Genomic DNA, 21,713 nt, shown 5'->3' with positions numbered 1-21,713 from the left:
CTGCCGCCGCCCCTATCCGTACGTGTCCCGCGGCCCCCGCCCCCGCACCGAGCGCGGGCCCTTCTTCCAGCTGGGGGCCGTCGGTCCGACAACGCGCAGCCGGGTCACGACGTCCCCGCCTACCGAGGCGCGCAGCTTCCCGAGGATCGTCGGGGCGAGCAGCCTCAGCTGGGTGGCCCAGGCGGTGGACTCGGCCACCACCAGCAGCTCCCCCTCGGTGAGGGTCTGCGGGGTGCAGTGGGCGGCGATGTCCGGCCCGACGATCGCCGACCAGCGGCCGAAGACCGCGCCCACCCGGGTGTGCTCGGTCCAGTCCTGGTGGCTGATCAGCGAGTCGACCAGCCGGCCGAGGGGCTGGGGGTCGTCGTCGCCGGGGCGCGGACCGGTCCACGTGCGCCGCGGCCCGGCGATCCGGCGGCGCGTCGGGCGGGGGCGGGCCGCCGAGGCCGCGCGGGCCGCCTCGAGCGCCGCCCGGGCGATGTCGCTGGGCCGCCCCTCACCGCTCACCGGGCCCCCTCCTCGAGCACCGCACCGTCCACGGCCCCATTCTCGGCCGGGCCGGCGTCCAGCGGGACCGCCTGCCCGCCGGCGATCTGCACCACCGTGCCGCGCAGCTCGCCGGGCACGTCGTCGAGCACCGCCGCGGTGATCAGGGTCTGCTCCGCCGAGCGGGCCACCGCGGCCAGCGCCGCGCGCCGCTCGGCGTCGAGGGTGGCGAAGACGTCGTCGAGCACGAGGATCGGCTCCTCCCCGTCGGCCCGCAGCAGGGCGAAGCAGCCGAGCTTGAGCGCGAGCGCCAGCGACCAGGACTCGCCGTGGCTGGCGAACCCCTTGGCCGGCAGCGAGCCCAGCGAGATCACCAGGTCGTCGCGGTGCGGGCCGACCAGGGTCATGCCGCGGTCGACCTCCTCCCCCCGGCGCTCGGCGATCCGCGTGCCCAGCGCCGCGCCCAGCTCGCCCGCGCCCGGCAGCGCCGTCCCCTCGACGATCGGCGTCCCGTCACCGGCGAGCGGCACGGTGCTCGCGTAGCCCAGGGCCGCGACGGCCGCGTCGGCACCGGCCACCGTGGCGTAGGCGCGGGCCACGTGCGGCGCGAGGTCGGCGATCAGCCGCAGCCGGGCGGCCAGCAGCTGGCCGCCGAGGTCGACCAGGTGCCCGTCCCACACGTCGAGGGTGGCCAGGGCGTCGCCGCGGGCCAGCCGGGCGGTCTTGAGCAGGGCGTTGCGCTGCTTGAGCACCCGCTCGTAGTCGCTGCGCACCCCGGCCAGCCGCGGGGTGCGGCTGACGAGCAGGTCGTCGAGGAAGCGCCGGCGCTCGGCGGGATCGCCGCGGACCAGGACGAGGTCCTCCGGCGCGAACAGCACGCTCTTCACCAGGCCCAGCAGCTCCCGCGGCCGGGGCAGCGGCGCCCGGTTCACCCGCACCCGGTTGGCCCTCCCCGGGTTGATCTCGATCTCGACGAGCAGTTCCCGGTCCTCGCGCCGCAGCGCCGCGCGGACGACGGCCTGCGCCGCCGCCTGCCGGACCAGCGGGGCGTCGCTGGCCACCCGGTGGCTGCTCATCGTCGCCAGGTAGCCGACCGCCTCGACCAGGTTGGTCTTGCCCTCCCCGTTGCGGCCGACGAAGACCGTCGGCCCCGGGCGCAGCGCGAGGTCGACCCGGTCCCAGTTGCGAAAGGAGCCCAGCTGCAGGTGTCGCAGGTACACGCGGGCTCAGACCTCCGAGGGGCAGAAATGGCCATTTCTGCCGCCCTGGGACCGCACTCGGGCAGTGCTCACGCGGGGTGCTCGACCTCCGCGGCCTGCACCGCGCGCACCGCGTGCCCGCCGAACTGGTTGCGCAGCGCCGCGACCGCCTTCATCGTCGGCGAGTCCTCCTGGCGGGAGACGAACCGGGCGAACAGCGAGGCCGCGATGGCCGGCATGGGGACGGCGTGCTCGATCGCCTGCTCCACGGTCCACCTGCCCTCGCCGGAGTCGTCGGCCCAGCCGCTGATCTGCTCGAGCTCCGGGTCCTCCTGCAGCGCGCGCACCAGCAGATCCAGCAGCCAGGACCGGATGACGGTGCCCTGCGTCCACGACGCGATCACGCCCGGGACGTCCTCGATCAGCGGGACGGCGTCCAGCAGCTCGTAGCCCTCGCCGTAGGCCTGCATCATCGCGTACTCGATGCCGTTGTGGACCATCTTGCTGAAGTGCCCGGCACCCACCGGCCCGGCGTGCACGAAACCAGCGCCCGGCAGGGCCTGGCCCGACTCGTCGACCGGCGCCGGCGGCTTGAGCGCGTCGAAGACCGGCTGGACCTTGGCGACGTCCTCCTTGGCGCCGCCGACCATCAGCGCGTAGCCGTTCTCCAGCCCCCAGACGCCGCCGGAGACGCCGACGTCGAGGTAGCCGATGCCCTTCTCGCCGAGCATCTGGGCGTGCACCTGGTCGTCGGTGAACTTGGAGTTCCCGCCGTCGACGACGACGTCCCCCGCGTCGAGCAGCTCGCGGAGCTCCCGCACGGTCGCCCGCGTCGGCTCCCCGGCCGGCACCATCACCCAGACCACCCGCGGCGCCTCGAGCGCCTTGACCAGGGCCGGCAGGCTGTCGACGTCCCGCTTGTCGGCGTGGTGGTCGTAGCCGATGACCTCGTGACCGGCGCGGCGCAGCCGCTCGGCCATGTTGCCGCCCATCTTGCCCAGCCCGATCAGTCCCAGCTGCACGACGACCGTCCTCTCCTCGCAGGTGCCCGGCTCCCGCCGACTGCACCGTCCATCGTGCGCGCTCCCGCCGGGCGGTGCCGCCCGGCCACCTCCGCCCGCGGATCAGCCGGGCAGCCGCACCGGCATGATCAGGTAGCGGTAGCTGCCGGGCCGCTCGGCCGGGCGGGCCTCGGCCTCGTCGTCGGTCGCGGGCTCCTCGACGCCCGAGAGGACGGCGGGCTTGAGCGGGCTGGTGAAGTCCATCCGCGCCCGGCTGGTGTGCACCGCGGCCAGCCCGTCGAGCAGGAATGTCGGGTTGAACCCGATGGTCAGCGACTCGCCCTCGAACTCGACGTCGCAGCGCTCCTCGGCCTGCCCCTCGTCGTCGGTGCCGCCGGCGCGCAGGGTGACCTGCCCGGGGGTGAACTCGCAGCGCAGCGGCGTGCCGCGCTCGGCGACCAGGGCCACGCGCTTGGCCGCGTCGGTGAACAGCCCCACCGGCAGGACGGCGTTGGCGTGCGACTCGGTGGGCATGATCGCGCGGTACTTGACGAACTCCGCGTCGAGCAGGCGGGTCGTCGTCTGCCGGTCCTTGCCGGAGAGGCCGAGGATGCCCTCGCCGGAGCCGCCGGAGGACAGCGAGAGCGTGATCTCCGGGCCGCTGGTCAGCGTCCGGGCCGCGTCGGCCAGCGTGCGGGCGGGCACGAGCACGGCGGCCGAGAGGCCGGGGGTGTCCGGTCGCCAGGCGAACTCGCGCACCGCGAGCCGGTAGCGGTCGGTGGCCGCGAGGGTCACCAGGTCGTTCTCGATCTCCAGGCGGACGCCGGTGAGCATCGGCAGGGTGTCGTCCCGGCCGGCGGCGACGGCGACCTGGCCGACCGCCTCGGCGAAGACGTCGCTGTCCACCGTCCCCGCGGAGGAGGGCATCGACGGCAGGGACGGGTAGTCCTCCACCGGCAGGGTGGGCAGGCTGAAGCGGGCGTTGCCGCAGGAGATCGCCAGCCGCGGCCCCTCGGCGGTGATGTCCACGGGGTGCGGCGGGAGCGCCCGGGTGATCTCGGCGAGCAGCCGGCCCGGTACCAGGGCACGACCGCTCTCGGTCGCCTGCACGTCGACCTCCGCGCGCGCGGACACCTCGTAGTCGAAGCCGGAGACCGACAGCTGACTGCCGTCGACCTCCAGCAGGATCCCGGCCAGGACCGGCACCGACGGCCGGGGCGGCAGGCTGCGCGCCGTCCAGGCGACGGCGTCGGCGAGCACCTCACGTGCCACCCGGAACTTCATGACCTGATCCACCCCTGCTCTGTCGTGCCTGTCCGCACTGCGGTTCCCGTCGATGGGTTCCCGTCGACGGGAACCCATCGTGCCGTGCGGAGTGCTCCTACGGGTAACCGCTGCCCCGATCGGGCTCCCGGACCGCCGCTTCCCCACCCTGATTGTGGTTCGAGAAATCCTCGAGAGAACTCCTTCATCCTCGTCATCACTGGTGTGGATCCTGGGGATCGAGGCCTTTCGCGCAGGTCAGCACCGAAGTCGACATGTTGGCAGGCTGTGGGTGGACGAGCGCTTCCTGTTGTCGACACGTGGACATCTCGACCGTTGTGCACACCGGCCGTTCTCCGTCCACGTCCTGTCCCCTGGTTCTCCCGTCTCCGTCCCCAGGCCGTACCCAGGGCCGGGAGGACCGCCCGTCGGCCGACGGCCCCGTCACCTGGGACAATTCGCATATATGCAGGTCAGAGGCCTCTTCGCCGAAATGACACGGTTGTCGGCGAGGGGTCCGGCAGCCCGCAGTTCGTGACCCGACGTGCACACCCGCGCAGAGATCTCCCCAGGCTGTGCACATTCCTGGGGACAACTTCTCGACGAGTCGACCGCGGCCATCGCCGCAGGTGACCGCTCGGCCGCGCCGCGGGCGGCGACCACCCCGGCCGGCCGGTCCCCAGCGGGTGTGGACAGCCGACGGTGCAGCCGGCCGCCCACAGCTGGGGACCGGGGTGTGGGCGGCCGCGGACCGGACGCGCCCTTCTACTGCCGGGCGCGGCTCTTGATGCGGGCGGTGAGCTCGGTCACCTGGGTGTAGGTGGCCCGGCGCTCGCTCATCAGGTTGGTGATCTTCTTGACGGCGTGCATGACCGTGGTGTGGTCCTTGCCGCCGAAGGAGGCACCGATCCGGGGTAGGGACAGCTCGGTCAGCTCACGGCACAGGTACATCGCGATCTGCCGGGCGTTGACCAGGGTGCGGCTGCGGTTGGCGCCCTGCAGCTCCTCCATCGTCACGGAGAAGTACTCGGCGGTGGCGGCCATGATGATCGCCGCGGTGATCTGCGGGCCCTGCTCGTCGCTGATCAGGTCCTTGAGCACCAGCTCGGCCAGCGGCAGGTCGACCTGCTGCTTGTTGAGGCTGGCGAAGGCGGTGACCCGGATCAGCGCGCCCTCGAGCTCGCGGATGTTGGTCTGCACCTTGCTGGCGATGAACTCCAGCACCGCGTCGGGCACCTGCAGCCGCTCGCCGTAGGCCTTCTTCCGCAGGATCGCGATGCGGGTCTCCAGGTCGGGGGCCTGGACGTCGGTGATCAGCCCCCACTCGAAGCGGGTGCGCAGCCGGTCCTCCAGCGTCGTCAGCTTCTTCGGCGCCCGGTCGGAGGTGATGACGATCTGCTTGCTGGCGTTGTGCAGCGTGTTGAACGTGTGGAAGAACTCCTCCTGCGTCCGCTCGGCGCGCTCCAGGAACTGGATGTCGTCGATGAGCAGGAAGTCGATGTCCCGGTAGCGGCGGCGGAAGTCCTCGGCCCGGCCCGAGTGCACCAGGTTGATGAACTCGTTGGTGAACTCCTCGGTGCTGACGTACCGCACCCGGACGTTGGGGAACATCCGCGCCGCGTAGTGCCCGATGGCGTGCAGCAGGTGGGTCTTGCCCAGCCCGGAGTCGCCGTAGATGAACAGCGGGTTGTAGGCCCGGGCCGGCGCCTCGGCCACCGCGACCGCCGCGGCGTGGGCGAACCGGTTGCTGTTGCCGATGACGAAACTGTCGAAGACGTACTTGGGGTTCAGCCCCGGGTCCTGGCCCGCCGGCGCCCGGCGGTCCCCGAACAGCGGGACGGCGTCCCCGCCGCGGCCGCCTCCGGGGCGGCCCTCACCCCGCCGACCGCGCGGAGCGCCGCCCTGCCCATCCGACTCGGGGCCGGGCTCGAGGTCGAAGGGAAGGACGGCGGCGCCGTTCTCGTCCAGGTCGGTGCCGCCCCAGTCCCGATCGGCACCGCGGGTGCCGCGGCTGCCGGTCCGGCGGGCCGGGGGGCTCCAGTCGGTGGGGTCCCACTCCGCGCCGGCGCGGTCCCGGGCCGGCTCCTCGGCGCGGTCGGCGGCCTCGGCCGCGTCTCGCTCCCAGGTGAGCGGCGAGGTGACGTCGGTCCGGACGCCGAAGGCGCTGCGGCCGTCGTCGGTCCGGTCCTGCGTCTCCCGGTCCTCCTCGGCCCGCTGCGCCTCGACCGCGGACCACGCCCGCCGGGTGGGGACCTCGGTCTCCGGCGCGGGGGCGGCCTCGGCCGGGCTGTCGTCCACCTGGACGGCCACCCGGATGTCGCGGCCCAGGTACTCCGACAGCGCCTCGGCCAGCACCCGCCGCATCCGCGACTCGAGCACCGTCTGGGTGAACTCGTTGGGCGCGGCGAGCACGGCGGTGTCCTCGAACACCCCGACGGGGCGGGTCAGGTTGAGCATCGCGTTCTGCTGCGGAGACAGGCTGGTCGCCAGTCGCTCGCGGATCTGGTCCCAGACCGTCGCCAGGTCCACCGTGGCATCGGCCATGGCCGTGTCCTCCCGCACCGTGTGTTCCCGACCACTGTCGTGGCCGGTCCGCTCCCGCGGTCCGTCATCCCCTGGCCGATCCCCCGCTGTGGACAGCCGGACACGCTGCGTCCACATCGATGTCCACAGGCTGTGCACGACCTGCGGCACCACCGGTCGCGATGGGCCCGGGTGCCCCTGAGGCAGATGTCTACGCTGGTCAGAGGCGTGTCCGGGCGGCCGTGCGGGTGGTGCGGCGGTCGGTCGACCGTGGGGGGCGACCTCTGCGCCGGACTCGGTTGTCCGGAGCGGAGCGACGGCGACGCTAACAGCCTCATCCACAGCCCGGCAACGACGCGGCCAGGCGCCGGCCGGGTGCCGCCAGGAACATCATCGGACCGTACCGGCGCGTCGCTCCGCTCCGGCGTCGGGCGTGGTGGAGCCTGGGCAGTCGGTGTCCGACCGGCCGCCCGGTGCGCCGGCTTCCTCGGCTATGCTGGTGGGAGTCTGTGGACCGGGACGACGGCGGCCGATCGGGGCGTCGTGTTTCCATGGTCCCTTCGCGCGTGTCCGCCCACCGGTGGGCACGCCCCGTCGACGTCGTGTAGTGGGAGTACCTCGTGAGCAAGCGCACGTTCCAGCCGAACAACCGTCGCCGGTCCAAGACCCACGGCTTCCGGCTGCGGATGCGCACCCGCGCCGGCCGGGCGATCCTCGCCGGCCGTCGGCGCAAGGGTCGCGAGAAGCTCTCCGCCTGAGGTGTTGCCCGCGCAGGCACGCCTGCGCCGGCGTCCGGAGTTCACCGCGGTCGTCCGGTCCGGTAGGCGTGCCGGACGGCCGACCATGGTGCTCCACTACCTCCCCGAACGGCCCGTGACCCCGACCTCCGGCGACGCCGGGACGGCCGGCGGTCCACGGGCCGGCTTCGTGGTGGGCAAGGCCGTGGGCAACTCCGTGGTCCGGCACCAGGTGACCCGTCGGTTGCGTGCCGTGGTCCGCGACGAGCTGGACCGGCTCCCGCCGACGGCCGACCTGGTGGTCCGGGCGCGCCCGGACGCGGCCACCGCCACCTCCCAGGACCTGCGCCGCGATCTGGCCGCGGGGCTGGACCGGCTCCTCGAGCCCCGGGTCCGCGCCTCGTGAGCGCAGACCCGGCGACCCCCGACCGTCGCTCCCGGACCCCGGGTCCGGCCGGCCGGCTGCTGCTGGGCGCCGTGGGCTTCTACCGGCGGGCGATCAGCCCGGCGCTCCCGCCGCGCTGCCGCTTCTACCCGAGCTGCAGCGCGTACGCGGTCGAGGCACTGGAGATCCACGGCGCCGCCCGCGGTGGCTGGCTGGCGCTGCGGCGCCTCGGCAAGTGCGCGCCGTGGCACCCTGGCGGGGTCGACCTCGTGCCGCCGGCTCGCTCCGCAGCACCCGGAACCGATCGCGCTCACCCTCCGGCATCCCGCCGGGCCGCTCAGCAGGAGGCTGGCGTTGCTTGACTGGCTGTACACCGCCATCGCCTGGGTCATGGCCCGATGGCACTCGCTGTGGAACGTCGTCTTCGGTGATCCCGCGACCGGCTCCGGGCTCTCGGGGCTGGCCTGGGCGCTGTCGATCGTGTTCCTGGTCGTCACGATCCGGCTGATCCTCTTCCCGCTGTTCGTCAAGCAGATCAAGTCGCAGCGGGCGATGCAGGAGATCCAGCCGGAGATCCAGAAGCTGCGCACGCAGTACGGCAGCGACCGGCAGGGCTTCAGCCAGGCGATGATGGCGCTGCAGAAGGAGCGGGGCGTCAACCCGCTGGCCGGCTGCCTGCCGATCCTGCCGCAGATCCCGGTCTTCCTCGCGCTCTTCCACGTGCTGCGCCGGCTCTCCCCGGACGCGCAGGGCCTCTACAGCTGGACCACCGAACTCACCCAGGAAGCGGCCCAGGCGCCCTTGTTCGGGGCGCCGATCTCCTCCTCGTTCAGCATGAACGGGCCGAAGGAGGATGCGATCCTCGAGATCGCGACCTACGCCAACATCCGGGTGGTCGCGTTCGTCCTGATCGTGGTCATGTGCGTCACCACGTTCATCACGCAGAAGCAGATCATGAAGCGGTCCGGGCCGGTCGAGGGCCAGGCCGCGATGGTGCAGAAGCTGATGCTCTACGGCATGCCGCTGAGCCTCTTCGTCACCGGCTTCTTCTTCCCCATCGGCGTCCTCCTCTACTGGTTCACCAACAACCTGTGGACGCTGGGCCAGCAGTTCTTCATCCTGCGCAAGATGCCCCCGCCCGGCTCGGCCGCCGCCAAGGCGAAGGCCGCTGCCGAGAAGCCGCCGATCGACCCGAAGACGCTGGCTCCCAAGCCGGGCGCCAAGCCGGTGCGCCCCAAGCCCGGCCGACCGGCGGCGTCCGCCGCCCCCACCGGGACAGGAGCTGACGCGACCGGGGCAAGCGAGCCGACCGGGGCCGACGGCCCCGGGACGACGCCGGAGACGCCCGCCGGTGCAGCCGGCAGCAACGGCCGCCCGCCGAGCGGCAAGGGGGCACCCGGCCGGACGCGCAGCGGCGCCGGCCGTGGCTCGGCCGGCCCGGCCAACCGGGGCAGGCGCAAGCGCCACTGACCGGCGCGCCCGCGTCCCTTCCGGACGCCCGCCGGCGCCCGCCGGCCACCGACCACCGGGGAAGCCCGGCCGCCCGCTCCGATTGGGAGGAATCTCCATGAGCGCACCGCAGCACCCCACAGACACGACCGCGACCGCCGAGGCGACCTCCGGCGCCGTCCTCAGCCCCCCCACCGACGAGACCACGCCCGGCGGGCAGCCGGAGCTCCCCGACCCGGACGCCTCCGACGCCGACGCCCTCGTCGAGCCCGCTGACACCGACGCGGCGGATGAGGCGGGGGGGAACGACGACCTGCTGGTTCGCGAGGGGGACGTCGCCGGCGACTACCTGGAGCGCCTGCTCGACATCCTGGACGTGGACGGCGACATCGACCTCGACGTCGAGGGCGACCGTGCGTCCGTGGCGATCGTCGGCAGCGAGCTCAAGGACCTGGTGGGACCGGACGGTGCGGTGCTCGAGGCGCTGCAGGAGCTCACCCGGCTCGCCGTCGCCCAGTCCACCGGTGTGCGCAGCCGGCTGATGCTCGACATCAGCGGCTTCCGGGCCAAGCGCCGGGCCGACCTCACTGCGCTGGCCGGTGAGACCGCCCGCCGGGTCGCGCAGAGCGGCCAGCCCGAGCGGCTCAAGCCGATGAACCCGTTCGAGCGCAAGGTCGTCCACGACGTCATCGCCGCGGTCTCCGGGGTGCGTAGCGAGTCGGAGGGCGAGGAGCCGAACCGGCGCGTCGTGGTCCTGCCCGACAGGTGAGCGGCACCCCCGAGGCGGCGCGGCCGGCGGTGCCGGCCGCGCCCGACGTGGCCCGGACCGTCTTCGGGGACGCTCTCGGCGACGCCGAGCGCTACGTCGCCATGCTGGCCACCGACGGCGTCACGCGCGGCCTGATCGGCCCGCGCGAGGTGCCGCGGCTGTGGGAGCGGCACGTGCTCAACAGCGCTGCGGTCGCCGAGGCGGTGCCCGCGGGCGCCCGCGTGGTCGACGTCGGCAGCGGGGCCGGGCTGCCGGGCATCCCGCTGGCCCTGGCCCGCACGGATGTGCGGCTGACCCTCGTCGAGCCGATGGCCCGGCGGGTGGAGTTCCTCGACCAGGCGGTCGCCGCGTTGGGGGCGCCCTGGACGGTGGTGCGCGGCCGGGCCGAGGAGAAGAGCGTGCGCGCCGCAGTGGGGCCGGTGGACGTCGTGACCGCCCGCGCGGTGGCCGCACTCCCCCGCCTGGTCTCCTGGTGCCGCGGGCTGCTGCGACCGGGTGCCCAACTCGTCGCGCTGGTCGGCGCGCGGGCCCTGGAGGAGCTCCCGGCCCTGGTCCCCGAGCTGGAGGCTGCGGGGATGCGCGACATCCACCCCCGGGCTGTCGGCGTGGGCCTCGGTGACGCTGCCACTACCGTGGTGGTCATGACCCGAGGGACGCGGTGAACCCGCGTTCCACGTGGAACCCGTACAGCTTCCCGATCCCGTTCCACGTGAAACGGGTCGGCAGGAAGGATCCGCGATGACCGACCCGGGCCAGCGGCTGCGGAGCAGTCTCGCCGCCGACCAGGCGGCCAGCTCCGGAACGGAATTCGACAGCCCCATCGCGATGGAGGCACTCCGGGCCACCCGCGTGCTGCACGCGGCCGACCAGGAGCCCTTCCCCGCACCGGGGCGCATCCGGGTCGTCACCATCGCCAACCAGAAGGGCGGCGTCGGCAAGACCACCTCGGCGGTCAACCTGGGGGTCGCGCTGGCGCTCTACGGCCTGCGAACGCTGGTCATCGACCTCGACCCGCAGGGGAACGCGAGCACCGCGCTCGGCGTCGAGCACAGCGTGGGGACGCCGTCGGTGTACGACGCCCTGGTCGGCGACAGCTCACTGTCCGAGGTGGTCCACCCGACCACCGCCAGCCCGCTGCTGTCCTGCGTGCCGGCGACGATCGACCTGGCGGGCGCGGAGATCGAGCTGGTCTCCGTCGTCGCCCGCGAGTACCGGCTGCGCCGCTCGATCGAGGCGTACCTGCACTCCCTGCCGGTGGAGCGGCGACCGCACTACGTACTCATCGACTGCCCGCCGTCCCTGGGCCTGCTCACCCTCAACGCCCTGGTCGCCGGGGACGAGGTGCTCATCCCCATCCAGTGCGAGTACTACGCGCTCGAGGGCCTGGGGCAGCTGCTCAACAACATCGACCTGGTCCGCCAGCACCTCAACCCGGGCATCGCCGTCCGCACGATCCTGCTCACCATGTACGACGGCCGCACCAAGCTCGCCGACCAGGTCGCCGAGGAGGTCCGCAACCACTTCGGGGACCTGGTGCTCGATGCGGTGATCCCGCGCAACGTGCGGGTCTCCGAGGCGCCGGGGTACGGCCAGTCGGTGCTGACCTACGACCCGGGGTCGCGCGGGTCGACCAGCTACGTCGACGCCGCGCGCGAGTTCGCGCATCGGGGCGTCGCGCTCCCGCCGCTGACCAGTCACCCCGCGCCCGGTGGGATCGCCGCTCCCCCGGCGGGCGCGCTGGGCTTTCCCGACACCGACGCGGCCACCGTGCCCGTCCCCCCGTCCCCTGAGGAGAGAGCATGACCAAGCGTGGCGGTCTCGGCCGGGGGCTCGCGGCGCTGATCCCCACCAGCGCGCCCCCCGTCGAGCAGCCGACGCTGCCGGGCGGGGAGACCCGGGCCGACGGCGCTGCCGCCGCCGTGGCCGAGACGCCGACCGATCCTCCGGTCCACCTCCTGCCGCCCGCGGCGCAGGCGGCTGCCACCGTGGCCCGGCAGGCCGAGGAGGCCGCGGTCGGCGTCCCCGGCGCGCAGCTGCGCGAGATCCCGGTCGAGGACGTCGTCCCCAATCCCAAGCAGCCGCGGCAGGTCTTCGACGACGAGGCGCTGGAGGAGCTGACCCACTCGGTCCGCGAGTTCGGGCTGCTGCAGCCCATCGTCGTCCGCGAGCGGGCCGAGGGCGGCTACGAGCTGATCATGGGCGAGCGCCGGCTGCGGGCCGCCCGGGCGGCCCAGCTGGAGGCCGTGCCGGCCATCATCCGGGACACGACCGACGACGCCCTCCTGCGCGACGCGCTGCTGGAGAACATCCACCGCGTCCAGCTGAACCCGCTGGAGGAGGCGGCGGCCTACCAGCAGCTGCTGGCCGAGTTCGGCGCCACCCACGAGGAGCTGGCCAGCCGGATCGGTCGCAGCCGCTCACAGGTCACCAACACCATCCGGCTGCTCAAGCTGCCGGTGAAGGTGCAGACCCGGGTGGCCGCCGGGGTCATCTCGGCCGGCCACGCCCGGGCGCTGCTGGGGCTGGCCGACCCGGAGGCGCAGGACGCCCTGGCGACCCGGATCGTCGCCGAGGGCATGTCGGTGCGGGCCACCGAGGAGGCCGTCGCACTCGCCGTCGCCGAGCAGCCGGCCGCCACGCGCCGCACCCGGCGGATCACCGCCCCGGGGGTGGAAGACCTCGCCGGGCGGCTGTCCGATGCCTTCGAGACCAAGGTGAAGATCCAGATCGGCCGGGCGAAGGGTCGCATCGTCGTCGAGTTCGGTTCGGTCGACGACCTGCAGCGCATCATCAACCAGATGGCTCCGGACATCACCGGGCGGCGCGCCGAGGGGTGATCCTCAGCCGCCACCCAACGGCCCGCTTCCGTCACTGACGGAAGCGGGCCGTTGACGGTGTCAGCGGTCGGTGCTGGCCCGGCGGGCGAGCAGCCGGGCGAGGACGTCGCCCAGGGAGTGACCGGCTGCCTCGACGGCCATCGGGAACATCGACGTCTCGGTCAGCCCCGGGGAGACGTTCACCTCGAGGAAGTGCACGGTGCCGTCGGGCGAGACGATCGCGTCGGTGCGGGACAGGTCGGCCAGGCCGAGCACCCGGTGCACCCGGACGGCCAGCTCCGCCGCCGCCCGTGCCACCTCGTCGGACACTCGCGCCGGGGCGTGGTACTCGGTCAGCCCCGGGGTGTACCGGGAGGTGTAGTCGAAGACGCCAGACTCGGGGACGATCTCCACCGCCGGCAACGCCTCGGGGCCCTCCCCCAGGTCCACGACCGACAGCGCCAGCTCCACGCCGTCGACGAACCGCTCGACCATCACCGTGTCGCCGTAGGCGAAGCAGCTGACCATGGCCGCCGGCAGGTCCTCGACCCGGGTGACCTTCTGCGCGCCCAGCGCCGAGCCTCCCGAGGCCGGCTTGACCATCAGCGGCAGGCCGAGCCGGGCGACGATCAGGTCCAGCACGGCGCCCGCGCCCAGCTCCCGGAAGGTGCTGTGCGGCAGCGCCACCCAGTCCGGCGTCGTGACCCCGGCCGAGCGGACGACGGACTTGGCCGCCGGCTTGTCCCACGCCAGCCGGCAGGCGGCCGCGGGTGATCCGACATAAGGGACGCCGGCGAGGTCGAGCACCGCGCGCAGCGCGCCGTCCTCCCCCGTGGCGCCGTGCAGGGCGATGAACACCGCGTCCGCGGGCGAGGCGGCCAGCCCGGGCAGGAGGTCGGCGTCGGCGTCGCGCACCTCGGCGTCCAGGCCGGCGCGGGTGAGCTCCTCCCACACCTGCGTGCCGGAGGAGAGGCTGACCTCCCGCTCGAAGTTCAGCCCGCCGGCGAGGACGACGGCGCGCAGCGGATACTGCGGCGCGGCGGGCTCGGCTGCGGCAGCGGGCTCGGTCATGCCTCCTCCTCGAATCGGTCGCTGGTGGCCGGGCCGACGAGCGGGTCGACGGCCGAGTCGTGGACGGCCCGGAACCTGCCGGTGTCGACGGCGTCGAAGGTGGAGTGCAGGTCCTGCTCGGCCTCGATGACCCGGGCCAACCGGCGCACGCCCTCGCGGATCTGGTCGGGCTCGGGGTAGCAGTAGGACAGCCGCATGTACTCGCGGCCGCCCCCGTCGGCGTAGAAGCCGATGCCGGGCACGTAGGCCACGTGCGCGTTCACCGCGCGGGGCTGCATGAGCTTGGCGTCCAGGCCGTCGGGCAGCTTCAGCCAGACGTAGAAGCCGCCGTCGGGCCGCGTCCAGGTGGTGCCCGGCGGCATCAGCGCCTCGAGCGACTCCAGGGTGGCGTCGCGCCGCTCCCGGTAGAGCTCGGTGAACAGCTTGATCTGCTCCCGCCAGGGCTGGGTGTCCAGGTACCGGGCGACGGCGTACTGGGTGAGTGAGGGCGGGCAGAGCACCTGCGCCTCGGTGGCCAGCACGAGCTTCTCCCGGACCGCCAGCGGGGCGAGCACCCAGCCCACCCGAAGCCCCGGCGAGAACGTCTTGGAGAACGAGCCCAGGTAGATGACCCGCGAGGAGTTGCGGGCCCGCAGCGCGCGCATCGGCTCGTGGTCGAAGCCGAGCAGCCCGTAGGGGTTGTCCTCGATCACCAGCAGGTCGTAGCGCTCGGCGATGTCGATGATCGCCTCGCGGCGCGGCTCGGAGAGGGTGACGCCCGCGGGGTTGTGGAAGTTCGGCACCGTGTAGAGGAACTTCACCCGGTCGCCGGCCGCCCGGCACTCCAGCAGGGCCTGCTCCAGCGCCTCGGGGATCAGCCCGTCGTCGTCCATGGGCACGTGCCGGACCCGCGCCTCGGAGGACTGGAAGACCCCCAGCGCGCCGACGTAGGACGGGCCCTCGGCGAGGATCACGTCGCCGGGGTCGCAGAACACCCGGGTCACCAGGTCCAGCCCCTGCTGGGAGCCGACGGTGACGACCACCTCGCTGGGCGAGGCGTCGGTGATGCCCTCCAGCGCCATGACGTCGCAGATCCGCTCCCGCAGCCGCGGGTCGCCCTGGCCGGAGCCGTACTGCAGCGTCTGGGCACCCATGCCGGAGACCAGCTCGCCGATCATCGAGCCCACGGCATCGAGCGGCAGTGCGGTCACGGCCGGCATGCCACCGGCGAGCGAGACGACCTCGGGCCGGCTGACGACGGAGAACAGCGCGCGGATCTCGGAGCTCTTCATCCCGTGCGTGCGTGCTGCGTACCGGTCGGCCAGCGGGTCCAGCCGCGGGTGCCGCGGCACGACGTGCGAGTGCGGATGCGCACCGGGGCCCGGGGGCGTTCCGGGCGGGAGAGTGGCCACCTTGACGAGTGTAGGCAGCGCTACACAGCGCTTCCGCAGTGACACGGAGGGCGGACGGACGGGTCGGTCACACCACGGTCACACCGCGGTCACGACGCCGTCCGCCATGCCCGCGCGGAGCCCTCGGGGGCCCACTCGTCGTGATCAGACCTTCGACGGGAGGACGAAGGTGCCGGTCGGCGGGTCCGCCTCGGCGGGCAGGAACAGCCGCTGGACGGCGGCCAGGACGCCGCTGGCAACCGTGCTGCGCAGCCGGGCGTCCAGCAGCAGCAGCCGGTCCACCGGGTGGGAGAGGTAGCCGCAGTCGATGCGGACCGCCGGCATCCGGGTCATGCGCAGCAGGTCCCAGGTCATGGGGTGGGAGCCCAGGTCGAGCATGCCGGTGCGGGCCACGACCTCGCGGCGCGCCAGGTTGGCGAACTGCTCACCGACGGTGGAGGAGGCGCCCGACCCGGTGCCGTAGTAGTAGCCGGCCACCCCCCGGGCGTGCTCGGAGGGGTGCCCGTCCACGTGCAGGGAGAGGAACAGGTCGGCGCGGGCGTCGTTGGCGAACGCGGTGCGCTCGGCCGCGGTCGGGTTCTGGTCCCGGCCGCGGGTGAGGTAGACGGTGGCCCCGGCGGCGGCCAGCCGGCCCTCGATGCGGGAGGCCAGGTCCAGGGCGAGGTCGGCCTCGGTGGTCTCGCCGACGACGAAGCCGGGGTCGCCGCCGCCGTGACCCGGGTCGATGACGATGCGCCGGCCGATGAGGTGCGGCCCGCTCTCGACGAAGCTGGCGCTCTGCCGCAGCAGCTGCGGCCGCCCGCCGGTGACCTTGCGGCCGAGCTGCCGCAGGGCCCGCAGGGTGGCCGGCCCGCAGGTGCCGTCGGAGGTCAGCCCGTAGTCGCGCTGGAAGGCGCCCAGCCCGATCTCGGTCTCGGCGCCGAAGACGCCGTCGACCGGGCCGGCGTCGTAGCCCAGTTCGTGCAGCCGCTCCTGCAGGTTGGTGACGTCGTCGCCGCGGATCGGGCGCTCGGGGTCGTGGTGCAGCAGCCGGTCGCCCAGCGACCAGCGTGCCTCGGACAGCGCCCGGTAGGTCTCCTCACCCACCCGTCCGTCCACCGAGAGGCCGCGCACCTGCTGGAAGTGGCGCACGGCGAGTTCGGTGGACGGGTCGTACTCGGCCTGGCCGAGCGGCTCCTCCTCGGCGCCGCCGTCGCCCGGGGCCAGGAGGCCCAGGCTGCGCAGGGCCGCGTGCACGTCGGCCACGGCGGGGCCGCGGTCACCTGGACCGAGGGGCTGCATGCGGCTGTCGTTTCCCATAGAGGGTCGATTGTCGTCCCCGGCGGCCGGTCCGGCTCACCGGGGGCGCAGAACGAGATCGGGCCTCCCCGGCACACGGCCGGGGAGGCCCGATGGAGCTGACCGGAGCGGTCGGCTCAGATGTAGTCGGCCAGGTCGGAGAGGATCGCGCCCTTCGGCTTGGCGCCGATGATGCTCTTGACCGGCTTGCCGTCCTGGAACACCGTCATCGTCGGGATCGACATGACCTGGTAGTCGCGGGCGATCTGCGGGTTCTCGTCGATGTTCAGCTTGGCGATCGTCAGCTTGTCGCCGTGCTCGGCGGCGATCTCCTCCAGCACCGGGGCGACCATCTTGCACGGGCCGCACCACTCCGCCCAGAAGTCGACGAGCACGGGCTTGTCGCTGCCCAGCACGTCGTCGGCGAAGGTGGCGTCGGTGACCGTCACGGTGTTGCCTGCCATGGTCGTTCTCCTCGGGGTTCTCGCGTGGCTCGGAAAGGGCCCGGCAGGGGCAACCGTCCGGGCGGGCGGTTTATGCCCCTGTGCGGGCGGGTGCCTTCGGGGCGGGCGCGGGCGTCAGCGCTCGCCGAAGGCCTCGGCCAGCCAGCGCTCGGCATCCATGCCCGCCGCAGCACCGGTGCCGGCGGCGGTGATCGCCTGCCGGTAGATGCGGTCGACGACGTCGCCGCAGGCGAAGACGCCGGGGATGTTGGTTCGGGTGGTCGGGTGCTCGACGAGGATGTAGCCCTCGTCGTCGAGCTTGAGTTGGCCGACGAACAGCTCGCTGCGCGGGTCGTGGCCGATCGCGACGAACATGCCGGTCACCGGCACGGTCTCGGTGCTGCCGGTCTCGACGTCGGTGAGCTCCACCCCGGAGACGGTGTCGTCGCCGTGGACGTCGCTGACCCGCTTGCCCAGTTGCCAGCGGATCTTCTCGTTGTCCTGGGCGCGCTGCTGCATGATCTTCGACGCGCGCAGCTCCTGCCGGCGGTGGACGACGGTCACCGTCTTGGCGAAGCGGGTGAGGAAGGTGGCCTCCTCCATGGCGGAGTCACCACCGCCCACCACGACGATGTCCTGGTCGCGGAAGAAGAAGCCGTCGCAGGTGGCGCAGGCCGAGACGCCGCGGCCGAGCAGCCGCTCCTCGTTGGCCAGCCCCAGGTACCGGTACTTCGACCCGGTGGCGACGATCACCGAGTGCGCACGGTGCACCTGATCGCCCACCTTGACGATCTTCGGGTCGACGGTCAGGTCGACCTCGGTGACGTCACGGGCGACGAGCTCGGCGCCGAAGCGCTCGGCCTGGGTGCGCATGTCGTCCATGAGCTGCGGGCCCTGGATGCCCTCCGGGAAGCCGGGGAAGTTCTCGACCTCGGTGGTGGTCATCAGCGCACCGCCGAACTGCGTCCCCTCGAACACCAGCGGGTGCAGGTTCGCACGGGCGGCGTAGATCGCAGCGGTGTAGCCGGCCGGCCCCGACCCGATGATGATCACGTCGCGGATGCCGTCGTGCTCCGCCGGCGGGATCGCGGGGTTCCCGTCGGTCGTCGCGGCCGGGCCAGGGGTCGGTTGCTCTGTCGTCACGGGCGGCACAACCAGCATGGTAGGAGCCGCATTCCCCGCCCACACGCCCTGCTTCCCCGGGGCGGAAGCCCCGGGCTCAGCCGGCCGGCTGCGGGGAGACCTCGGCCACGGTGGCGGAGAACCCGCCGTCGGCCGGCACCAGCGAGGTGAGCCAGACCAGCAGGTACCGCGTGGTGACCGGGTCGTCGAAGCTCAGCTCGGTGGTGCCGGTGAGTTCTCCCGAGGCGACGAGGTCGAAGCTGTCCAGCGCGCCGTCGGGCCTGTCCCCGGTGCGCACCTCCACGGAGGCGCCCGGGGTGGTCGTGGTGAGCTGGACGCCGGCCACCGCCCGCTCGCTGCCGAGGTCGTACACGACGCCGACGCCGTCCTTGAGATTGCCGAAGTTCGGGCTGCCCCGGTAGGAGACCGTCGACCAGGCGGTGGCCGGGTCGCCGTCGAAGGACAGCGGGACGTCGCCGTCGTTCTCCGGCCCGCCGTCCCCGCCGGGGTCGAACACGGTGGCGTCGGTGATGGTCAGCGCCGGAGGGGTGGCGGGCGTCGGCTCCGCCCCGGTCGAGCTGCCGGCGGCCGGCGCGCTCGCCGTCGGGGCGCCCTCGCCCCCGACGTCCCCGGCCACCGAGAGCACGTTGGACCCGATCCACCAGGCGAGCGCCACGACCACGACCAGCGCCAGCAGCGGCAGGCCCACCACGAGCAGCCGGCGGCGCCCCTCGGGGACCGTGCCGCCGTCCTCCAACGGGGCGTCGTCGTCGGCGTCCTCGGCAAGGGGCAGCAGGGGTTCCTCGGTCACCTGACCGCGGGGCGGCGGCACCGGCGGGCGGCCCTGCGGATCCAGGCGTCGGGGGGTGTCCTCCCCATGGGTGTCCATGGTGGGCGCGGGGTCGACCGTGACCTCGTCGCGGCGTTCCCGCAGCCGTCGCAGCCAGCCGCTGTCCTCCAGGTCGACCACCCGGCCGGAGTCCGACAGGCCTTGCCCCCGCCGCGACGGCTCGGCCAGCAGCGCGGCCATGGCGGCCGCGCTGGACAGCCCCGCGCCCGGCTCGGTGGAGCGGGCACGCCGGATGAGGGCGGCGAGGTCGGGCGCGACGGCAGGAGGGCGTCCCGACGCGCCGGCACGGGGCCCGGTCAGGCAGTGGTCGAGCAGTTCGCCCAGCGCGGCGATGTCGCCCTGCATGGTGCCGCTGGCGGCCGGCACGGCGCGCAGACCGACCAGGCCGTTGGGCCGCAGGACGACGGTCTCGGGGGTGAGCCCGCCGACGGCGAGCCCGACCCGGTGGGCCTCGGCGACGCCCTCGGCCAGGCGGCGCAGCACGGTGCGCGCCTCCCGCTCGGTCATCGGCCCCTCGGCGAGCCGCTCGGCGAGGGTCTGCCCCTCGATCCACTCGTTCACCACGTACGCCGCGCCGCCGGGGGCGCTGCCCTCCGCGGCGTCGTAGACCATCGCCAGCGCCGGGGTGGCCAGGCCCCCGGCGGTCAGCGCGCGGGTGATCCAGTCGCGGGCCGGGAGACCGCCGGGCGTGTGCACCCGGATGGCGACGTCCCGGTTGAGCACGCGGTCCTTCGCGCGCCAGCAGTGGATGACGCCGGTGGCCGTGGACTCCGGCGGGCCGAACTCGTCGAGGGGGCGGTAGCGGTCGGGGAGGCCGGTGATCGTGGACGTCATCGACGCGGCGGCCCCCCTGTTCGCTCCCGGCCGGTGGCTGGGTCGCCCCGGTGCTGGCGTCGACCCGGTCATCGCCCGCGTCCCAGCCGCGCCCGGAGGACAGCGAGGGGCTCCCGGACCTCGGGAACGCGGGCGAGCACCAACCCTGCCAGGGCCGCGACGCCGATGACCACGGTACCGATGAGCAGGGTGGCGAGCGAGCCCGCCACCGACGTCCCGAAGGCGTCCTCGGTCACCGAGACGGCCAGCCAGCCGAGCAGCCCGGCGACGACCGACACCCCGGCGATCCGCAGCAGGGGCCCGAACGTCTCGCGGGTGGCCAGGGCCCCCAGCCGGCGGTGGAGCGCGACCTGGCCCAGCACCCAGCCGGCGAGGTAGGTGACGCTGGTGACCAGCATCAGGCCGGCGACCACGTGCTCCGGGGAGAGCACCGCGGGAACGGCCAGCAGCAGCGGCACCCGGACGGCGACCATCCCGAGCTGGATGAGCGTGGGGGTCCGGGCGTCCTTCATCGCGTAGAAGACCCGCAGCTGCAGCAGCGTGACCGCCATCGGCAGGAGCCCGAACGCGCCCACTGCCAGCGCGACGCCGATGGCCTGGGCGTCGGCCAGGCTCGTCTTGCCGCGCGCGAAGGCCACCGTGGCCAGCGCCGGCCCGAGCACGGTCAGCGCGGCGGTGACCGGCAGCAGGCCGAGGGCCGAGAGCCGGGTGCCCAGCGAGAGGTCCTGGACCACCCCGGGCACGTCCCGGCGGGCCGCCGCGCGGCTCATCCTCGGCAGCAGCGCGGTGAGCAGCGCGACGCCGATGATCCCGTAGGGCATCTGGAACAGCAGGCTGGCGTAGGCGAAGGCGCTGGACCCGAGCCCGCCCTCGCGGGTGGCGGCGTTGGCGATCCGGGTGGCGACGATGACGCCGATCTGGCTGACCGCCACGTAGCCGAGCACCCACAGCCCCAGGCCGCCCACCTCCCGCAGGCCGATCTGCCGCAGGTTCCACCGGGGGCGCAGCGGGACGCCGGCCTTGCGCACCAGCGGGAGCAGGACCAGCGCCTGCAGCGCGATGCCGAGCGTGGTGCCGATGCCCAGCAGCCACACCTGGCCGGGGGTGATCGTGAGCGGGGTCAGCTCGCCGGGGCCGCTGGCGGCGACGAACAGCAGCCCGGTGGCGATGACCACGACGTTGTTGAGCACCGGCGCCCACGCGGGGGGCCCGAAGCTCCCGCGCGTGTTGAGGATCGCCTGCGCAAGCGCGCCCAGTCCGTAGAAGACGATCTCCACGAGCAGGATGCGGGCCAGCCAGTTCGCCAGCCGCACCTGGTCCGGGTCACCCTCGATGCCGTAGAGCGCGGTGAGCGCCGGGGCGATCGTGATGGCCACCACGGTGATCACGACCAGGCCGGCGACCGCCGCGGTGGCCAGCCGCTGGGCGTAGCGGACCCCGCCGTCGGCGTCCCGTTCCTGGGCGTGCACCAGCAGCGGGACGATCACCGAGGTCAGGACGCCGCCGAGCAGCAGCTCGTAGACGATGTTGGGCAGCGTGTTGGCGGTGTTGTAGGCGTCGTTGACCAGCCCGACGCCGAGGGCCGCGGCCAGCACCATCGTGCGCAGCAGGCCGGTCACCCGGGAGACGAGCGTGGCCACCGCCATCGTGCCCGCGGCGCGGAGGATGCCGCGACTGGCGCCCGGCCGGCCCTCGCGGGCCTCGAGCTCCTCCTCGGTCTCGTCGACCGGCCGCGGCACCGCCGGCAGCACCGGGATCAGCTGGGTGTCATCCGGGCCGGGCACCCAGCGGTTCCGTCCGCGGACCGGCGGTGGGGGCGGCGGCGGGGGCAGCCGGCGGATCCGCTCGGCGGCGGGGGACACCGGCGGCCGGGCCCGGCTCGCCGCCGGGTTCGCGGGCGGCGGTGCCTTCGCAGCCGGCGGCGCCTTGGGGTACGGCGGCGGGGGCAGGGGGGCCGCACGGGGCCCGGCGGACGGCGGCCCGGGTCGCCGGGGTGCCGGCCGCTCGGGCGGGGTGCGCTCCCCCGCGGACGGCGGGGGCACCGGGGGCAGCGGGATCCGGCGCTGCGGCTCTCGGGTCACGCGTTCTCCTCCCCG

Annotated in this window: 20 protein-coding genes; 8 read left to right on the top strand and 12 right to left on the bottom strand. The window is 73.9% G+C overall.

The window, feature by feature from the left end; translation table 11 throughout:
* Positions 1-12: 12 nt before the first annotated feature.
* The 5 genes from BMZ50_RS19320 to dnaA all read right to left on the bottom strand — a co-directional run bounded on the left by BMZ50_RS19320 (position 13) and on the right by dnaA (position 6,493).
* Positions 13-507, bottom strand: coding sequence for a DciA family protein (locus BMZ50_RS19320; protein ID WP_091328400.1), 495 nt, complete (start codon positions 505-507; stop codon positions 13-15).
* Positions 504-1,706, bottom strand: coding sequence for a DNA replication/repair protein RecF (recF, locus tag BMZ50_RS19315; protein WP_091328397.1), 1,203 nt, complete (start codon positions 1,704-1,706; stop codon positions 504-506). The genes BMZ50_RS19320 and recF overlap by 4 nt, the downstream gene beginning before the upstream one ends.
* 68 nt (positions 1,707-1,774) lie before the next feature.
* Positions 1,775-2,707: a phosphogluconate dehydrogenase (NAD(+)-dependent, decarboxylating) gene (gene gnd, locus BMZ50_RS19310; protein ID WP_091328393.1), complete on the bottom strand. Its 933-nt coding sequence runs from the start codon at positions 2,705-2,707 to the stop codon at positions 1,775-1,777.
* A gap of 102 nt (positions 2,708-2,809) precedes the next feature.
* The gene (gene dnaN, locus BMZ50_RS19305; RefSeq protein ID WP_091328594.1) at positions 2,810-3,970 is read right to left on the bottom strand and encodes a DNA polymerase III subunit beta; all 1,161 of its coding nucleotides are present in this window, start codon (positions 3,968-3,970) and stop codon (positions 2,810-2,812) included.
* 744 nt (positions 3,971-4,714) lie between these two features.
* Positions 4,715-6,493: a chromosomal replication initiator protein DnaA gene (dnaA, locus tag BMZ50_RS19300; RefSeq protein WP_143087227.1), complete on the bottom strand. Its 1,779-nt coding sequence runs from the start codon at positions 6,491-6,493 to the stop codon at positions 4,715-4,717.
* Positions 6,494-7,092: 599 nt separating this feature from the next.
* Between dnaA and rpmH the strand changes: the two genes are divergently transcribed.
* The 8 genes from rpmH to BMZ50_RS19260 all read left to right on the top strand — a co-directional run bounded on the left by rpmH (position 7,093) and on the right by BMZ50_RS19260 (position 12,649).
* Entirely contained in the window at positions 7,093-7,230 is a 138-nt protein-coding gene (gene rpmH / locus BMZ50_RS19295; RefSeq protein WP_040338882.1) for a 50S ribosomal protein L34, read from the top strand.
* A gap of 1 nt (position 7,231) precedes the next feature.
* Positions 7,232-7,615, top strand: coding sequence for a ribonuclease P protein component (gene rnpA, locus BMZ50_RS19290; protein WP_091328384.1), 384 nt, complete (start codon positions 7,232-7,234; stop codon positions 7,613-7,615).
* Positions 7,612-7,956, top strand: coding sequence for a membrane protein insertion efficiency factor YidD (yidD, locus tag BMZ50_RS19285; protein ID WP_281245446.1), 345 nt, complete (start codon positions 7,612-7,614; stop codon positions 7,954-7,956). The genes rnpA and yidD overlap by 4 nt, the downstream gene beginning before the upstream one ends.
* Positions 7,949-9,064, top strand: coding sequence for a membrane protein insertase YidC (yidC, locus tag BMZ50_RS19280; protein ID WP_177212892.1), 1,116 nt, complete (start codon positions 7,949-7,951; stop codon positions 9,062-9,064). The genes yidD and yidC overlap by 8 nt, the downstream gene beginning before the upstream one ends.
* A gap of 97 nt (positions 9,065-9,161) precedes the next feature.
* On the top strand, positions 9,162-9,812 hold the full coding sequence (locus BMZ50_RS19275; protein WP_091328380.1) for a Jag family protein: 651 nt from the start codon (positions 9,162-9,164) through the stop codon (positions 9,810-9,812).
* Positions 9,809-10,474, top strand: coding sequence for a 16S rRNA (guanine(527)-N(7))-methyltransferase RsmG (rsmG, locus tag BMZ50_RS19270; protein ID WP_091328377.1), 666 nt, complete (start codon positions 9,809-9,811; stop codon positions 10,472-10,474). The genes BMZ50_RS19275 and rsmG overlap by 4 nt, the downstream gene beginning before the upstream one ends.
* A 76-nt stretch (positions 10,475-10,550) precedes the next feature.
* The gene (locus BMZ50_RS19265) at positions 10,551-11,615 is read left to right on the top strand and encodes a ParA family protein (RefSeq protein WP_091328373.1); all 1,065 of its coding nucleotides are present in this window, start codon (positions 10,551-10,553) and stop codon (positions 11,613-11,615) included.
* On the top strand, positions 11,612-12,649 hold the full coding sequence (locus tag BMZ50_RS19260) for a ParB/RepB/Spo0J family partition protein (RefSeq protein ID WP_091328370.1): 1,038 nt from the start codon (positions 11,612-11,614) through the stop codon (positions 12,647-12,649). The genes BMZ50_RS19265 and BMZ50_RS19260 overlap by 4 nt, the downstream gene beginning before the upstream one ends.
* 60 nt (positions 12,650-12,709) lie before the next feature.
* Here BMZ50_RS19260 and BMZ50_RS19255 read toward each other — a convergent pair whose 3' ends face one another.
* The 7 genes from BMZ50_RS19255 to murJ form a co-directional block, all read right to left on the bottom strand.
* The gene (locus BMZ50_RS19255) at positions 12,710-13,699 is read right to left on the bottom strand and encodes a D-alanine--D-alanine ligase family protein (RefSeq protein ID WP_091328367.1); all 990 of its coding nucleotides are present in this window, start codon (positions 13,697-13,699) and stop codon (positions 12,710-12,712) included.
* Complete coding sequence (locus BMZ50_RS19250) at positions 13,696-15,090, bottom strand: aminotransferase-like domain-containing protein (RefSeq protein ID WP_245753743.1); 1,395 nt, start codon at positions 15,088-15,090, stop codon at positions 13,696-13,698. The genes BMZ50_RS19255 and BMZ50_RS19250 overlap by 4 nt, the downstream gene beginning before the upstream one ends.
* Positions 15,091-15,234: 144 nt before the next feature.
* On the bottom strand, positions 15,235-16,371 hold the full coding sequence (locus tag BMZ50_RS19245; protein WP_091328361.1) for an N-acetylmuramoyl-L-alanine amidase: 1,137 nt from the start codon (positions 16,369-16,371) through the stop codon (positions 15,235-15,237).
* 134 nt (positions 16,372-16,505) lie between these two features.
* Positions 16,506-16,832, bottom strand: a complete 327-nt coding sequence (trxA, locus tag BMZ50_RS19240) for a thioredoxin (protein WP_091328358.1) — start codon at positions 16,830-16,832, stop codon at positions 16,506-16,508.
* Between the two features lie 114 nt (positions 16,833-16,946).
* Positions 16,947-17,954, bottom strand: coding sequence for a thioredoxin-disulfide reductase (gene trxB, locus BMZ50_RS19235; protein WP_245753742.1), 1,008 nt, complete (start codon positions 17,952-17,954; stop codon positions 16,947-16,949).
* 76 nt (positions 17,955-18,030) lie between these two features.
* Complete coding sequence (locus BMZ50_RS19230; protein WP_091328352.1) at positions 18,031-19,617, bottom strand: protein kinase family protein; 1,587 nt, start codon at positions 19,615-19,617, stop codon at positions 18,031-18,033.
* Positions 19,618-19,685: 68 nt separating this feature from the next.
* On the bottom strand, positions 19,686-21,698 hold the full coding sequence (gene murJ, locus BMZ50_RS19225) for a murein biosynthesis integral membrane protein MurJ (RefSeq protein WP_245753741.1): 2,013 nt from the start codon (positions 21,696-21,698) through the stop codon (positions 19,686-19,688).
* Positions 21,699-21,713 lie beyond the last annotated feature (15 nt).

The sequence above is a fragment of the Geodermatophilus ruber genome (assembly GCF_900114385.1).
GTDB classification, from domain to species: domain Bacteria; phylum Actinomycetota; class Actinomycetes; order Mycobacteriales; family Geodermatophilaceae; genus Geodermatophilus; species Geodermatophilus ruber.
Note: the sequence above shows the minus strand (reverse complement) of the source record. Positions and strands in the feature narration are given on the sequence as shown.

Bases quoted from the DNA above. Each gene is read 5' to 3' on its own strand.
- trxA (WP_091328358.1), bottom strand. From the start codon at position 16,832: ATGGCAGGCAACACCGTGACGGTCACCGACGCCACCTTCGCCGACGAC.
- BMZ50_RS19275 (WP_091328380.1), top strand. From the start codon at position 9,162: ATGAGCGCACCGCAGCACCCCACAGACACGACCGCGACCGCCGAGGCG.
- BMZ50_RS19260 (WP_091328370.1), top strand. From the start codon at position 11,612: ATGACCAAGCGTGGCGGTCTCGGCCGGGGGCTCGCGGCGCTGATCCCC.
- dnaA (WP_143087227.1), bottom strand. From the start codon at position 6,493: ATGGCCGATGCCACGGTGGACCTGGCGACGGTCTGGGACCAGATCCGC.
- BMZ50_RS19245 (WP_091328361.1), bottom strand. From the start codon at position 16,371: ATGCAGCCCCTCGGTCCAGGTGACCGCGGCCCCGCCGTGGCCGACGTG.
- BMZ50_RS19230 (WP_091328352.1), bottom strand. From the start codon at position 19,617: ATGACGTCCACGATCACCGGCCTCCCCGACCGCTACCGCCCCCTCGAC.
- dnaN (WP_091328594.1), bottom strand. From the start codon at position 3,970: ATGAAGTTCCGGGTGGCACGTGAGGTGCTCGCCGACGCCGTCGCCTGG.
- BMZ50_RS19255 (WP_091328367.1), bottom strand. From the start codon at position 13,699: ATGACCGAGCCCGCTGCCGCAGCCGAGCCCGCCGCGCCGCAGTATCCG.
- BMZ50_RS19265 (WP_091328373.1), top strand. From the start codon at position 10,551: ATGACCGACCCGGGCCAGCGGCTGCGGAGCAGTCTCGCCGCCGACCAG.